Raw genomic sequence first — 14,647 nt, 5'->3', positions numbered from 1 at the left:
TCCGGTTCGCTGCGCGTGCGCGGGTGGCGCGGCTCAGCGCACGCCGTGGTCGCCGGCAGCGTCCAGCAGCAGTCCGGCCCAGGCCCCGGAGGTGGCCGGACGGCCGTCGAGGAAGCCGACGGGGACGTCGAGGGACAGGACGTCCAGCGGGTCCGGGCTCTCGGCGGCGCGGTGCACGGCCAGCCGGCGGGCCGGCAGGCCGACACCCTCGAGGGCGCGCAGCAGGCTGGCGACGGCGTGGCTGCGACGGGTCGCGTCGACGCACACGACGACGGAGGCGGCGCCGACCTCGGCGGCCATGCGCGCGGCGCGCTCGGCGTCGGCACCGGTCGGGCGGGCCGGGATGGCGACGGTCAGCGGGGCGCTCCAGCGGCGGGCCTGCTCCTGGCGGGCGGGCAGCTCGTCGGCGGTGACGGTGTTCTGCACGTCGGCGCGGCCCAGGACCAGCGGCGCCTCCGAGCCGACCTCGTCGGCGACCAGCAGGGCGGCGGAGACGACGGCGTCGGCTTCGCCGATGACCACGACGAGCTCACCGGCGCCGACCCGCAGCGGGGCGGGGACGTCGATGTCACGGGCCAGGCGCAGGACGTCACCGGTGTCCTGCGGTTCACGGTAGGACACGCGCGACGGGACCGAGCGCTCACTGTAGGTGGTCACGGGTTCACGGTAAGTCAGATCCATGCTCATCGCCTCGTTGTCGTCCCCATCACGGTTCATGCGCTCGTTGCCGGCGCGGGTGGCCTGGAAGGTGCGGCCCGCTCGCTCGTCCTGACGCGGCGCGCGCTCCTCCTCCACCGGGTGGTCCTGCGTGAAACCGCCCTCGTAGGCGCCCTCGTAGCCACGCTCGAAGGACTGCTCGTAGGGCTGCTCGAAGGGCTGTTCGTAGGCCTGCTCGAAGGGCTGTTCCAGCGCCTGGTAGTCGTGCGCCCAGTCCCCGCGGCGCGCGCTCTCGAACCGGTCGCCGAACTGGTCGCCGAACTGGTCCTCGACGGCGGCCGGGCGCCGCAGCTCAGGACGACGGGCCGGACCCTGCTCGGGACGACGGGTCCCGGCGGCACCGTTGGCGGTGCCGTTGGCGGTACCGAACTGTTCGGACACGCGATCCTCCGAGGTGCGGACGGTGCGGCCGGACCCCTGCGGGCGGCCGGACGGCCGGTCGGCCGCCCAACGCTGCGCCTGGTCGCGACCCGGACGGGGACGAGCGGGCTGCGCCTGCGGCGTCGTCACCGAGCGTACATCAGCCGTTACTCCAGGCGCAGGAGTGCGCGAGGCGCCCCGGACGGTCGTCGAGGCCGAGGAGCGCACGGCCTCCACGGTGCGGGCGAAGGAGTCGCTCTCGGTCGAGATCGGCCGGTGCGGGCGGGCCTGCGGAGCGCTGTGCAGGGAGTTCTGAGAGCGCTGGGGCGCCTGGGGGGCGCGTGCGCCGAGCATCGCCTCGAGGCGGTTGGTGCCCTCGGCGGCGTCGGCCGCCGCGAGGACCTCGCCCAGCGACCGGGCCGGAGGCGCGGTCTGCGACGCCGGGGCCTGCGGGGCGCGCAGGCGCTCGGCCTGGCGACGGCGGACGTCGGCGCGGGCCTCCTCGCGGCGCAGCTCCTGCGCCCGCGCGGCCTCGCGACGGGCCTGTTCCTGACGCTCGATCTGCAGCTGCTGCATCCGCTCCTCTTCCAGAACTCGTTCGGCCTCGGCCCGCTCGGCGGCCACCCGCTCGGCTTCCGCACGCTCGGCTTCCGCACGCTCGGCGGCCACCCGCTCGGCCTCGGCCCGCTCGGCGTCCGCACGCTCGGCGGCCGCACGCTCGGCGGCCACCCGCTCGGCCTCGGCCCGCTCGGCGTCAGCGCGCTGGGCGTCGGCCCGCTCGGCCTCGAGGCGGGCCTGCTCGGCCAGCTCCTGCTCGTAGGCGGCGGCGAAGTCCTCGGCGCCGTCGGCGACCTGCTGGTCGGCCGCCGGCTCGAACTCACCCGTGTGGGTGTCACCCGTTTGCGCGATCACGAGGTGGTCCTCGGCATCGACGTCGGAAACCTTGAGCGCCTCCTCGTCCGGCTGCTCGCCGGAAGGCGTACCGGAGGCGCGCAGCACCTCCAGCAGCCCGGCGCGGGCGGACTCGAAGTCCTCACCCTGCGCCTGCTCGAGCGGAGCAGCGGCCGGGACGGCAGCCGGGGTGGTGGCGGCGGAGGACTCGGCCGCGTCGGCGGCCGCCAGCAGCGCCTCGAAGTCGAGGGCCTCCCGCTCCTCGCCCGGCTCGGCGGGGTCCCCCGCCGAGGCCGGGGCCGGGGTCGGGGCCGCGGTGGGCTCCTCGGTGCCGCTCTCGCCGTCCAGTTCCACGGTCACCTCGTAGCGCTCCTTGGAGAAGAACCCGGCCACCCCGCCGGAGCGGATGCGCTCGGCGCGCACGACACGGGCCGCCGGCCCGTGCTGCTCGCGCGCCTGGGTCAGCAGTTCCTGCAGGTCAGAACCCTCAAGAAGCAAGTGCATGGACTCCGCTCACCGATCCAACCGTCTCGATCCGGGGGTGGTTGCTCACGTCGTCGTAGGACAGGACGTGCAGGCGGCCCACCGCCACCTTCAGCAGGCGACGCAGCGGCGCTCGCAGCGGAGGCGCACACACGAGGACTGCACTGATGCCCTGCCCTTCGGCACGTTCGAGGCAGGAACTTGAGCCGGTCACCAGGTGCTCGGCCGTCATGGCGTCCAGGGCCAGGCTGGCGCCGTGCTCACCGGGTCGCAGCGACTCGGCCAGCTGCTGCTCCAGGACGGGGTCCAGGGTGATGACGTGCAGCGTGCCGTCCTGCTCGTGGACCGCGGCCACGGCCGGGCCCAGCGAGCGGCGGGCGGCCTCCACGAGGCCGTCGAGGTCGGAGCCGGCCTTGGCCTTGAGCGAGAGCGCCTCGAAGATGCGGGCCAGGTCGCGGATCGGCACGGCCTCGTCGAGCATCGCCTGCAGGACGCGCTGGACCTCGCCGAGGGTCAGCACGGCCGGGGTGAGCTCGTCGACGACGGCCGGGTGGGTGCGCTTGAGGGCCTCGACCAGCGAGCGGACGTCCTCGCGCGACAGCAGGCGCGGGGCGTGCGTGCGGACCAGTTCGCCCAGGTGCGTGATGAGGACGCTGGCGCGGTCGACGACCGTGGCGCCCATGAGCTGGGCCTGGTGGCGCAGTTCGGCCGGGATCCACTTGCCGGCCAGGCCGAAGACCGGTTCGACGGTGGCGCGACCGGGCAGGCCGTCGAGGTTGTCGCCCAGGGCCAGGACCTGCCCGGGCGGGGCCGTGCCGCGGGCCACCTCGACGCCGGAGATGCGCACGGCGTAGGTGGACATCGGCAGGTCGAGGGAGTCGCGGGTGCGCACCGGCGGGACGACCAGGCCCAGCTCCAGGGCGATCTTGCGGCGCAGGGCGCGCACGCGTTCGAGCAGGTCGCCGCCGCCGGAGGTGTCGACCAGGTCGACCAGGTCGGGGGCCAGGACGACCTCGAGCGGGTCGACGCGCATCTCCTCGAGCAGGTTCTCGGCCGCCTCGTTCGGGTTGACCGGCGCCGGGGTCAGCTCGGCCAGGGCGGCCTCGCGGGCGGTGGCCTTGTCGCGCTTGGCGATGCGGGTGGAGGCGAAGATGGCCGCGCCGCCGATGAGCAGGAACGGCACCTTGGGCATGGAGGGGATGAGCGCCAGGACGACCATCGCGCCGCCGGCGATCTGGAAGGCCAGCTTCTGCTGCGACAGCTGCCGGATGGCCTCCGAGCCCATGTCGCCGTTGGAGGTGGCGCGGGTGACGATGAGGCCGGTCGCGACGGACAGCAGCAGGGCGGGGACCTGGGAGACCAGGCCGTCACCGATGCTCAGCAGGGCGTACTTGTTGATCGACTCCGCCGGGCCCAGGCCGTGCTGGACCATGCCGATGGCGAAGCCACCGATGAGGTTGATCATGACGATGACGATGCCGGCGATGGCGTCGCCCTTGACGAACTTCGAGCCACCGTCCATGGCGCCGTAGAAGTCGGCCTCGGCGGTGACGTCGGCGCGGCGGCGGCGGGCCTCGCCCTCGTCGATCAGGCCGGCGTTGAGGTCGGCGTCGATGGCCATCTGCTTGCCCGGCATGGCGTCCAGGGTGAAGCGGGCGCCGACCTCGGCGACGCGCTCAGCACCCTTGGTGATGACCACGAACTGGATGACGACCAGGATCAGGAAGATCACCATGCCGATGACCAGCGAGCCGGAGATCACGAAGTGACCGAAGGCCTCGATGACCTTGCCGGCGAAGCCGTCGGAGAGCACCAGGCGCGTGGAGGCCACGTTCAGGCCCAGCCGGAACAGGGTGAGCACGAGGATGAGCGAGGGGAAGACCGAGAAGTCCAGGGCCCGCCTGACGAACATCGTCACCAGCAGCGCCAGCAGCGACAGGGTGATGTTGAACGCGATCAGGAAGTCCAGCAGAGCCGCCGGCAGGGGCACGACGAGCAGCAGGACGATGCCGACGACCCCCATGGGGACCGCCAGCTGCGAGAAGTTCGGGAGTCGCACCGCACCGCCTGTTGATCTCGGGAACCCGAACGGGTGTCCCTCGTCCAGCGGCCCATCCGTGGCCTTGCTTCAGCCTTCCTGGCTAGTGCCTCCTTCGGCACCGGGGAGCACGTCCTTTAGCCACCCGTCCGGGTGCACCCGCCCGGCGAGCACGAAGGCCCCGGTCGGGAGTCGACCGGGGCCCTGCGGGACGTGCCCGGTCACCAGCCGCCGGCGCCCTGCGCGACAGCGGCCAGCGCCTTGTCGATGGCGCCCGCCAGCGCGCTGACGACGAACGGCTTGGTGAGGTAGATCGCGCCGAGCTGCTCGCCGGCGGCGATGTCCTCCGGGCGCACCCGGGCGGACAGGAAGACGGCGGGCAGGTCGGCGTGCTCGGGCTGGGCGCGCAGGGTCCGCAGCACCTCCAGGCCGGTCATGCCGGGCATGGCCACGTCCAGGACGACGACCTCCGGGGCGCCGCGTTCGGCGATGACGGCGAGCGCCTCGGCGCCGGAGGGGGCGGAGACGACGCGGTGGCCCAGGCCACGCAGGCGCAGCTCGACGAGCTGGCGGATGTCCGGGTCGTCCTCGACGACCAGCACTCGTGCCACGGGGCCCTCCTCGACGGCTGGTCGGCCGGTCGGCCGACTGCACGGTTGACTGCACGGTTGACTGCACGGTTGACGCAGTTCGGCGGTCCCATCGACCGTCATCACCTGAAGTTGAATGTCTTCACTCAGTGTGACCGACGGGGAAGGTGGCCCGCAGCGTCGCCCCGCCGCCGGGGGTCTGCTCGACGACGATGCGCCCGCCGTGGCGCTCGACGATGCGCTGGCAGGTCGCCAGGCCGATGCCGTAGCCGGGGCGGCGCACTCCCCCGGCGCCCTCGGGCGCCCCGTCGGGCGTCGGGGCCACGGCGAACATCGCGAAGACCTGTTCGCGCTGGTCGGCGGGGATGCCGCGGCCGTTGTCGACGACGGCCAGCTCCCACCCCCGCCCGGCGGCGCTCACCCGCACCTGCACCCGGCAGGGCCGGTCGGGACTGCGGTAGCGCACCGAGTTGCCGACGAGGTTCTGCAGCAGCTGGCGCAGCAGGACGGGGTCGGCGTGGGTCGCCACGCCGGGCGCGCCGTCGAAGGTGATCTCGGCCTCGGCGCACGCGGCGCCGAGGTCCTCCACCACGTGGGTCAGCACGTCGCGCACGTCCACGGGGCGCGCGGCGAAGCCGGTGGAGTCGGCGCGGGCGTGCTCCAGGACGGCCTCGATGAGCCCCTGCATGCGCTGCGCCGCCCGCAGGGCGGTGCCGATCCAGCCGCTGCCCTCGGCGCCCAGGGCCTGCCCGTGCACGTCCAGGACGAGTTCGAGGTAGCCGACGACGACGGTCAGCGGGGCGGCCAGGTCGTGGCTGGCGACGGCGGCCAGGTTGCCGAGCTCGTCGTTGGAGCGGCGCAGGTCGGCCACGGCGGCGGCCAGGTCGGCGCCCTGGGAGCGCAGCTGCTCGCCGGCCTCCTCCAGGGCCAGGATCCGGGCGCGGTCGGCGGTGATGTCCTGCATGGCCACGACGGCGCCGATGACGGCGCCGTCCTCGTCGTGCAGGGCGCGGCCGGTGCACGCCATGCGCACGGGGTCGCGGCCGGTGGGGGCGATGACCATCTCGACCCCGCGCACGCTCTGCCCGTGCAGGGCGCGGTGCAGCGGCACGTCGCCGGCCGCCAGCGGCGTGGTGCCGTCGGCGGCGAAGAGCCCGTAGGTGCCGGCGTGCTCGGTCGAGGGCAGGCCGGGGTCGGCGTCCATGCCGTGCACCGCGCGGGCGGTGGGGTTGAACACCGTCAGGCGGCCCTGGGCGTCGCAGGCCACGACGGCCACGTCGACGGTGTCGAGCAGGGCGCGGGTGAACTCCTCGCGGGTCTGCAGCTCGGTCAGGGTCAGCACGGCGAGCTCTCGCTGCTCCTCGACCTCGGCGACCAGCTGCTGCTGCTCGCGGTGGCGCTTGCGTCGTTCCAGCAGGGCCATGACGATCCCGGCCAGGTCGCGCAGCCGGTCGACCTGGCCGGCGCTGAGCTCGTGGCTGACCTCGTCGAAGACGCACAGGCTGCCCAGGTGGTGCCCGTCGGGGGTGACGAGCGGGGCCGAGGCGTAGAAGACGACGTCGCCGAGGCGGCCGTCGACCCAGGCGCTGCCGGCGTAGCGGGCGTCCAGGCGGGCGTCGGGCACGTGCACGACGTCGGGGTCGGCGAGGTTGCGGGCGCACATCGACTCGGCGCGGGCGCTGTCGCGGCCGGTGAAGCCGACGGCCGACAGCTGGCACTGGCGGTGGGCGTCGATGAGGTTGACCGTGGCGGTGGGCACCCCGGCGATCGCGGCGGCGATGCGCACGATCGCGTCGAGCTCGGGGTCGGCGGGGGCGTCGAGCAGGGCGTACCCGTGCAGGGCCGCCAGCCGCGCCGTCTCCGGCCGCTGCGACAGGTGCGGCGCGCGGTCGGCCGCGCGGGGGTGGACGTGCGCGCTCACCGGACACCACCGAGCGTGAGCTCTTCCAGGGCGTCGTGCAGGGGCAGGCTGACCACGGCGGTGGTGCCCTGCCCCTCGGTGGAGTCCAGGGCGACGGTGCCGCCGTGCAGGCGGACCAGGTCGCGGGCGATGGTCAGCCCCAGGCCGGTGCCGGGAACCTGCTGGACCCCGGCGTTGGACCCGCGGGCGAAGCGGTCGAAGACGGCCTGGACCTCGCCGGCCGGAATGCCCATCCCGTTGTCCTGCACCACGAAACGGACGGTGCGCGGGTGCCGTTCGACGCGCAGGCGCACCAGGGACCCGGGCGGGGAGAACTTCACGGCGTTGTCGACGACGGCCAGCAGCGCGCGGTGCAGGTGCTCGGCGTCGCCGTCGATGCGCAGCCCGGCCAGGTCCGCCTCGGGGGTGGTGCAGCGCACGGTGCCGCCGCGGGTGGCCGAGGCGGCCACGGCCGCCAGCACGCCGGTGACCAGGTCGGCCACGGCCGCGCTGCCGCGCACGTCGGCGGTGGGCGCGGACTCCACGCGCGAGAGCAGCAGCAGGTCCTCGATGAGCGCGCGCAGGCGCTCGGTGTTGCGCTCGACGATGCCCAGCACGGCCGCGACGTCCTCGGAGACCTGCCCGACGGCGCCGTCGCGCAGCAGTTCCAGGTAGCCGGAGATGCTGGTCAGCGGGGTGCGCAGCTCGTGCGAGACGGTGGCCAGCAGGTCGGACTTGACCGACTCGACCTCGCGCAGCTCCCCCAGCAGCCGTTCCTGGGCGCGGTACAGCCCGGCCAGGACGAGGGCGCGGGCCAGGTCGACGGCCACGGAGCGGGCCAGGTCGACCTCCTGCACGCTCCAGTCGCGCGGTCCGGTGCCGCACACCACCGTCAGCAGGCCGTGGGGCCTGTCCCCGACGCCGATGGGCACCAGCAGCAGGGCCCGCGCCTGGCAGTCGCGCAGGAAGTCGTCCAGGGCCGCCGAGCGCCCGCGCAGGGTGCGGGTGTCGGGCACGGCCTGCACTTCGCCGCTGGTGTGCAGCTCGTGCAGCCAGCTGCGGGTGTCGGCGGAGGAGGCCACGGCGTCGCCGGGGGTGGCCGGCAGCGGGGCCAGCGGCGCCTGCGCCCACTGCCGGGCGACGGGTCCCAGGCCCGCGTCGGTCAGCATGCGCACCCAGACGCGGGCCACGCCGAGCTCCTCGCCCAGCCGGGTGACGGCGACCTGCAGGGCGTCCTCGGCCACGAGCTGGTCGCGCACCTGCCGGCCGATGTCGCCGGCGAGGCGGTGCAGGTGGGCGGACTGCTCGGCCGCCTGCAGCAGCCGGGCGTTCTCGCGGGCCAGGTCGTTGACGGCCAGCGCCACCGAGCGGACCTCGGCGGGGCCGTCGGTGGGGTCGGCCTGGGTGCGGCGGTCGCCGCGGCCCCCGCCCTCGTGCAGGGCGTCCAGGACGTCGACGAGGGCGCGCAGGGGGTCGACGAGGGCGCGTCGGGTGCGGGTGCCGGTGGACACGACGACGGCCAGGGCGGCGGCCAGGGCCACCCCGGTGCCGGCCAGGGCGCCGTAGCGGACCCAGTTCTCGGTCGCGGTGGCCTCGCGGCGCTGGTGGCGCACGAGGACGTCGAGGCGGCTGTTGGCCTCGCGCAGGTCGGCGAAGGCGTCGGCCTGGGCGGCGGCGCCGGTGGTGTCGGCGGCGCCGCGGTCGGGGTCGGTGGCCTGCAGCCAGCTGTCGATGAGACGGCTCTGCTCGGCGAACAGGCTGCGCTGCAACGGGTCGGTGGTGAGGGACTGGACGTGGGAGCGCAGCGCCGGCAGCGCGGCGACGGAACGGTCGAAGGTGTCGAGCATCCGCTGCTGGCCGGTGTCGTGGTAGTCGCGGACGGCGGCGTCGGCGTCGGCGAGGGTGAGCTCCAGGGCGGCGTTGGCCGCCTCCAGACCGCGCAGCTGGGTCTCGCGGGTGCGGGAGGAGCCGGTGGCCAGCAGTCCCCCGGCGCCGGTGACGCCGACGAGCAGCAGCAGGGCGACGACGACGCCGAGGGCGCGGGTGAGGCGGACCCCGACGGAGGTGCCGCCGACGTCGGCGCGGTCGCCGGAGCGGCGGGCGCGCCCGGTCACGCTGTCCCCGTTCGGCGCAGTCCGCGCCTCACCCCCTCGGCTCACCCCGTTGCCATCGGTCGCCCCGTCCCCGACCTTGAACACCACCGTCGCCCCCGCGCCCCCGCGCCCCCGCGGAAACAACAGTCTCCGTCACCGGAACCGGGGTCCGGACGACGGAGACTGTTGTTTCCGCGGGGGCGCGGGGCTCAGGCCGGGACGGTGTGCGCCTCGCCGAAGGCGGTCAGCGAACCGCGGGTGCGCAGGCTCATGACGAACGCCAGCACCTTGGCCACGGCCGCGAAGAACTCGGGCGAGATCTCCTGGCCGATCTTGACCTCCTTGTACATCGCGCGGGCCAGCTGGACGTCCTTGACCAGCGGGACGTCGTTCTCCTTGGCCTTCTCGCGGATCTTCGTCGCGATGGCGCCGGCGCCCTTGGCGACGACCTTGGGCGCTCCGGTGCCCGGTTCGTAGCGCAGGGCGACGGCGATGTGGGTGGGGTTGACCAGCACGACGTCGGCGTCGGCGACCGCGGCCATCATCCGGTTGCGGGACATGGACATCTGCTTGGAGCGGATGGCGCCCTTGAGCAGCGGGTCACCCTCGGCGTTCTTGTGCTCCTGCTTGATGTCCTCCTTGGACATGCGCAGCTTCTTCATGATGCGGCGCCGGCTCATGGCGTAGTCGGCCGCGGCGATGACCAGCCCGATGAGGATGGTGACCATCAGCATCTTCACGATCGCGGCCTTGGTCAGGGTCAGGATCGAGGCGGTGGGCATCAGACCCTGGCCGATGAGCTGCGGGGCCAGGTCCTTGGCGACCATCCACATGACGCCGCCGATGACGAGCGTCTTCAGCAGCGACTTGGTGCCCTCCCAGATGGCCTGCGGTCCCCAGTGCTGCTTCAGGCCGTTCCAGGGGTTGAGGTTGCTGAACTTGGGTTTGAGCTTTTTCGGCGCCGGCCGCAGCGTGCCCTGGATCGCGCCGGAGACGACGACGGCCAGGACGGTGGCGATGGCCAGCGGCCCCAGCACGGTGGGGATGCCGGAGAAGGCGTCGGTCAGCGCCGCCAGGGCGCGCGCAGGTTCGGGGTGCGCGGCGACGCTGTCGATGTTGCCCAGGACCCGCCGCAGCAGGGTCTCCCCCGAGGTCATGGTGTGCGGGATCGTCACGGCGCCGGCCCCGGTCGACAGCCACGCCGCGACGTCGCGGGAGAAGGGGATGTTGCCCTCGTCGCGCGCTTCCTTGAGCTTCTTCGGAGTCGGCTTCTCGGTCTTCTCCCCGCTCACCCGCCCTCACCTCCCGTGAGCACGGGGGTGACCATCCGCACGATGGCCTCGCGGGCGGTGTCGGCCAGGTCGCCGACGACACCGGGCAGCATCGAGAAGGTGAACCCGGCCAGGGTCAGGGTGATGAGGATCTTGACCGGGAAGCTCATGGCGAAGACGTTCAGGGCCGGGGCCACGCGCGAGAGCAGGCCCAGGCCGATGTCGGTGATGAACAGCACCGCGATGAGCGGGGCGGCGATCTGCAGCGCCGACAGCATGAGCTGGGCGATGCCCTCGGTGAACACCCGGGCGATGGTCCCGGTGTCCAGGCCGGCGTTCAGCGGCAGCACGTCGTAGGAGCGGAAGAACCCCTGCAGGATCAGCAGGTGCCCGCCGGTGACGACGAGCAGCGCGGTGGTGGTCCAGCTGTAGAGCTTGCCGAAGATGGCCGTCTGCGCCTGCATCAGCGGGTCGTAGGCGCTGGCCATCTGGAACCCGCCGAACAGGTCCAGCAGATCACCGGCGGCCTGCACCGCGGCGAAGACCATCGCGACGAAGGCGCCCATGACCACGCCGACGAGGGCCTGCTGGACGACGGCGGTGATGATGGCGGCCGGCTCCACGGCCGGGACGGTCTCGCGCAGGCGCACCGCGACCGGCAGGGCCAGCGCGACGGCCAGCATCGCCTTGACGCGGCCGTTGACGGCCTTGTTGGCGAACGGCGGGGCGATCATGAGGAACGCCGCGGCCCGGACGCTGGCCAGCAGCATCGCCATGAGGAGGTCGAGCGGGACGCTCGGCATTCCCTGCACGCTCAGCCCCCGTGGGTCAGCAGCGAGGGGATCTGCTCGTACAGCGCGGCGGTGAAACTGGTCGCCTCGTGCAGCATCCACTTGCCGCACACGACGATCGCGACACCGACGGCGACGGCCTTGGGGACGAAGGCGATGGTCTGCTCCTGCAGCTGGGTGACGCTCTGGAACAGGGAGATGCCGAAGCCGACGGCCAGGGCGGTCAACAGCAGGGGGGCGGAGAGCTTGGCGGCGAGGACGAGAGCGGTCATCCCGATGTGGATGACGGTCACGTCGGTCATCTGTTCGCCTTCCGGTCGCTGGGGTGTGCACTGACTGTCTCGGCCGATCGGGTGAACTCCTTGAGCCCGACCGGGTGGGGGCGGCGCGCGGGAACGACGACGCCCCGCACCGCCGGGGCGGTGCGGGGCGTTCGAAACGCGCCTGGGAGGCGTTGCGGCGCAGCAGGTCAACCGGTGTAGGAGGAGACCAGCGACTTGATGATGAGTCCCCAGCCGTCGACCATCACGAACAGCAGGAGCTTGAAGGGCAGGGCGACCGTGACCGGCGGCAGCATCATCATGCCCAGGCTCATCAGGGCCCCGGAGACGACGATGTCGATCACCAGGAAGGGGATGAAGATGACGAACCCGATGATGAAGGCGCTGCGCAGTTCCGAGAGCGCGAAGGCCGGCACCAGGGTGGTCAGCGGCGTCTCCTCGCGGGTGGCGGGCAGTTCGCGGTCGGCGGCCTTGGTCATCAGGGCCAGTTCCTCGGGCCGCGTCTGCTTGAGCATGAACTCCTTGAGCGGCACCGAGCCCGCCTCGAAGGCCTGCGTCGCCGTCATCCCCTGGTTCAGGTAGGGCTGGATCGCCACGTCGTTGATCTGGCTGAACGTGGGTGCCATGACGAACATCGTCAGGAACAGCGCCAGCCCGGCCAGCACCTGGTTGGGCGGGGTGCCGGTCAGGCCCAGCGCGTTGCGGGTCAGGCCCAGGACGATGAGGATCTTGGTGAACGCCGTCGTGAGCAGCAGCAGCGCGGGGGCCACCGACAGGATCGTCAGCGCGATGATGATGGTGATCGACTGGCTGGGCTTGCCGTCGACGCCGTTGATGTCGAGGGAGACCGAGCCCGCGTCGGCCGGGGCCTGGGGGGCCACCGGGGCGGTGGGGGCCTGCACGCCGGCGCTCACGGAGGTCGTGAACGCGGCGGCGGTGATGCTCGTCGGGGCGGCGGCCGTGGCGCTGGAGGCGCCCGCGGCGATCAGACCGCCGGACAGCAGCAGCGCAGCCGCCAGGGTGCGGACTCGGGACTTCGTCACCTGCGGGTCGTCCTCTCACGAAGAACGTCGACTGCCTTGGACCAGGTGGCCGGGTTGAGCGCCGAGCCCTGCACTCCCGTCGGGGCGTGTCGTGCAGGGTTCTTCACCGCGATCGTCTCGCCGGCCTTGCGGACGTAGCGCTCCCCCACCTGGGGCTGCGTCTCGTCCTGCGTGTCAACGGCATCCGTGCCGGTCGTGCCCTCCGCCGAGTCCTTGGCGGTCACCGGGGTGGTGATGTCAACCTCTTCGACACGTTCGGCGCAATCCTTGAAGACGGCCGCCACGTCGGTCTCCCCCAGCAGGTTCACGCCGGCGTCGGACACGCCGACGACCAGCGCGCGGTCGCCGACCTTGACCAGCGCGACGGCGGCCTTGGCGCCCAGGCTCTGCTTGGCCAGGACGGAGAAGTCCGCCCCCGCGGCCACGCCGCCCTGACGGCGGCGCAGCCAGCGGGAGATCAGGTAGAGCAGGCCGAGCACCGCCACCAGGGAGATGCTCGTGCGAGCGATCGCGGCGACCGCATCCATCAGGCGCCGGCCTCCGGGGTGACGATCTCGGTGATGCGGATGGCGTAGTCCTCGTCGACCACGACGACCTCACCGCGGGCGATGAGCTGGCCGTTGACGAGGATGTCGGCCGGGGAACCGGCGGCGCGGTCCAGCTCGACGACCGAGCCGGGGGTCAGGGCCAGCAGGTCCTGGACGGTCATGCTGGTGCGGCCCAGCTCGACGGTGACGTCCATCTGCACGTCGCGCAGCAGGTCCATCGTGCGGGGGCGACCCGCCGAAGCCGTTGCCGCCGAAGCGGTCGCGGTGGCGGCGGGGGCGGGGGCCGCCTCGGTCGCCTGGGCCGACAGGGTCAGGCCGATGAGGGCCAGCGGCTGGCCGTCGGCCTCGACCACGGCGACCAGGCCGCCGTCGAGCTGGGACAGCGCCTGCGCCGGGTCGCCCTCGACGCCGGCCTCCAGGACCGACTGTCCCAGGGAGTGCACGACGGTCTCCAGCGCCGGGCGCAGCGCGTCGACCGGGTCGAGCGCGCCCTCGGGGCTCATGAGCAGCGTGTTGAGGGTCTCCTCGCCGACGATCACGCTGACGCGGCCGTTGGACGCACCGGCGAAGTTGGCCGACACCGCGGTGCCCTCGTCGCCGAAGTCGGGGGCCTGCGAGGCCGGGACGAGCTCGGTGACGGTGCCGGGGGCCGACAGCGGGAGGACGGCGAGCGCAGCCTGGGCGGCCTCACGCAGGATCGCGGTCAGGTCGGTGGTGGTCATGGCGCTCATCGGGCGTTCTCCTCGGGGGTCGGGACGATCAGGCAGGCGAGTTTGGCTCCGCGGCTACCGGCCACGGCGGAGGCGACGTGGGCACCCTGGGCGACCACCTCGAGGGGCTCCTCGGCCCGGTGCGGCAGTCGCAGCACGTCGCCGGGGACGAGCGAGAGGATCTCGTCGGGACGCATCTGCGCGGCCTTCATCCGCACCGAGACGTCCACCGGGATGTGCTCGAGGTGGTCGTCGAGGCGGTCGCGCATCAGGCGCCGGATCCGCAGCTCCTCGGGGCTGGCCACGCGCAGCTCGGCCGCGGTCAGCGCCGCCGACAGCGGGTCCAGCGGCATCGCGAGCGTCGCGGTACCGGTCACCCCGTCCACCTGCAGGTGGAAGGAGGACACGATCATCACGTCGGTGGCCGCGGCGGCCTGGGCGAACTGCGGGTTCTGGTCGATCGCGGTCAGCTTCGGCTTCAGGTCGGTCACCGAGACCAGCGAGGAGGCCAGCTCGGTGAGCGTGCGCTCGACCATCCCACGGGCCAGGACGGCCTCGATGTCGGTCAGCTGCCGCTGCGGCTGGGCGTTGGTGCCGGTCCCGCCGAGCATCCGCTCGATGCAGGAGAGCACGAACTCCATGTCCAGGTGCAGCACCGCCGCACCGGCCAGCGGCTCGGGGTCGAAGACCGCCATGACCGTCGGCATCGGCAGCGACGCGGCGTACTCGTCGTAGCTGTACTGCTGGATGCCGTCCAGCTCGACCTGCACGGTGGTGCGCAGGGTCGAGGAGAGCAGGGTCGCCCACTGCCGGCAGAAGCCCTCGTAGGTGATCTCGAGCACGCGGGCGTGCTGACGCGACAGCTTGGTCGGCCGTCGGAAGTCGTACGGGACAGGCACACCACGTCGCCGGGAGCGACGGGTTCCTGTCC

At 73.2% G+C, this 14,647-nt stretch carries 12 protein-coding genes; all 12 read right to left on the bottom strand.

Annotated features, from left to right (window positions below):
* Positions 1-33: 33 nt before the first annotated feature.
* The 12 genes from ACRYR2_RS17245 to ACRYR2_RS17190 all read right to left on the bottom strand — a co-directional run bounded on the left by ACRYR2_RS17245 (position 34) and on the right by ACRYR2_RS17190 (position 14,615).
* Positions 34-2,472 (bottom strand): hypothetical protein, encoded by a 2,439-nt coding sequence (locus tag ACRYR2_RS17245; protein ID WP_432564128.1) that lies wholly within the window; start codon positions 2,470-2,472, stop codon positions 34-36.
* Positions 2,456-4,510: a flagellar biosynthesis protein FlhA gene (gene flhA / locus ACRYR2_RS17240; protein WP_432564127.1), complete on the bottom strand. Its 2,055-nt coding sequence runs from the start codon at positions 4,508-4,510 to the stop codon at positions 2,456-2,458. The genes ACRYR2_RS17245 and flhA overlap by 17 nt, the downstream gene beginning before the upstream one ends.
* Positions 4,511-4,710: 200 nt before the next feature.
* Positions 4,711-5,100, bottom strand: coding sequence for a response regulator (locus tag ACRYR2_RS17235; RefSeq protein WP_432564126.1), 390 nt, complete (start codon positions 5,098-5,100; stop codon positions 4,711-4,713).
* 121 nt (positions 5,101-5,221) lie between these two features.
* Complete coding sequence (locus ACRYR2_RS17230; protein ID WP_432564125.1) at positions 5,222-7,000, bottom strand: sensor histidine kinase; 1,779 nt, start codon at positions 6,998-7,000, stop codon at positions 5,222-5,224.
* On the bottom strand, positions 6,997-9,093 hold the full coding sequence (locus tag ACRYR2_RS17225) for an ATP-binding protein (protein WP_432564124.1): 2,097 nt from the start codon (positions 9,091-9,093) through the stop codon (positions 6,997-6,999). Before ACRYR2_RS17225 ends, ACRYR2_RS17230 begins: the two co-directional genes overlap by 4 nt.
* A 188-nt stretch (positions 9,094-9,281) precedes the next feature.
* On the bottom strand, positions 9,282-10,364 hold the full coding sequence (locus tag ACRYR2_RS17220) for an EscU/YscU/HrcU family type III secretion system export apparatus switch protein (protein ID WP_432564123.1): 1,083 nt from the start codon (positions 10,362-10,364) through the stop codon (positions 9,282-9,284).
* Positions 10,361-11,146 (bottom strand): flagellar biosynthetic protein FliR, encoded by a 786-nt coding sequence (locus ACRYR2_RS17215; RefSeq protein WP_432564122.1) that lies wholly within the window; start codon positions 11,144-11,146, stop codon positions 10,361-10,363. Before ACRYR2_RS17215 ends, ACRYR2_RS17220 begins: the two co-directional genes overlap by 4 nt.
* A gap of 11 nt (positions 11,147-11,157) precedes the next feature.
* Positions 11,158-11,436: a flagellar biosynthetic protein FliQ gene (locus ACRYR2_RS17210; protein ID WP_432564121.1), complete on the bottom strand. Its 279-nt coding sequence runs from the start codon at positions 11,434-11,436 to the stop codon at positions 11,158-11,160.
* A 167-nt stretch (positions 11,437-11,603) separates the two neighbouring features.
* Positions 11,604-12,458 carry a flagellar type III secretion system pore protein FliP gene (gene fliP / locus ACRYR2_RS17205; protein WP_432564120.1) on the bottom strand — a complete coding sequence of 285 codons (855 nt, stop codon included), beginning with the start codon at positions 12,456-12,458 and terminating at the stop codon, positions 11,604-11,606.
* Positions 12,455-12,985 carry a FliO/MopB family protein gene (locus ACRYR2_RS17200; RefSeq protein ID WP_432564119.1) on the bottom strand — a complete coding sequence of 177 codons (531 nt, stop codon included), beginning with the start codon at positions 12,983-12,985 and terminating at the stop codon, positions 12,455-12,457. Before ACRYR2_RS17200 ends, fliP begins: the two co-directional genes overlap by 4 nt.
* Positions 12,985-13,737: a flagellar motor switch protein FliN gene (gene fliN / locus ACRYR2_RS17195; RefSeq protein ID WP_432564118.1), complete on the bottom strand. Its 753-nt coding sequence runs from the start codon at positions 13,735-13,737 to the stop codon at positions 12,985-12,987. Before fliN ends, ACRYR2_RS17200 begins: the two co-directional genes overlap by 1 nt.
* Positions 13,734-14,615 carry a flagellar motor switch protein FliM gene (locus ACRYR2_RS17190; RefSeq protein ID WP_432564117.1) on the bottom strand — a complete coding sequence of 294 codons (882 nt, stop codon included), beginning with the start codon at positions 14,613-14,615 and terminating at the stop codon, positions 13,734-13,736. Before ACRYR2_RS17190 ends, fliN begins: the two co-directional genes overlap by 4 nt.
* Positions 14,616-14,647: the final 32 nt, after the last annotated feature.

This window comes from Kineococcus deserti (genome assembly GCF_050871945.1).
In the GTDB taxonomy this organism is placed as follows: Bacteria; Actinomycetota; Actinomycetes; order Actinomycetales; family Kineococcaceae; genus Kineococcus.
The sequence above is the reverse complement of the archived record's forward strand: the minus strand, read 5'-3'. Positions and strand labels throughout refer to the sequence as shown.

Bases quoted from the DNA above. Each gene is read 5' to 3' on its own strand.
- ACRYR2_RS17245 (WP_432564128.1), bottom strand. From the start codon at position 2,472: ATGCACTTGCTTCTTGAGGGTTCTGACCTGCAGGAACTGCTGACCCAG.
- ACRYR2_RS17215 (WP_432564122.1), bottom strand. From the start codon at position 11,146: ATGCCGAGCGTCCCGCTCGACCTCCTCATGGCGATGCTGCTGGCCAGC.
- ACRYR2_RS17210 (WP_432564121.1), bottom strand. From the start codon at position 11,436: ATGACCGACGTGACCGTCATCCACATCGGGATGACCGCTCTCGTCCTC.
- ACRYR2_RS17200 (WP_432564119.1), bottom strand. From the start codon at position 12,985: ATGGATGCGGTCGCCGCGATCGCTCGCACGAGCATCTCCCTGGTGGCG.
- fliN (WP_432564118.1), bottom strand. From the start codon at position 13,737: ATGAGCGCCATGACCACCACCGACCTGACCGCGATCCTGCGTGAGGCC.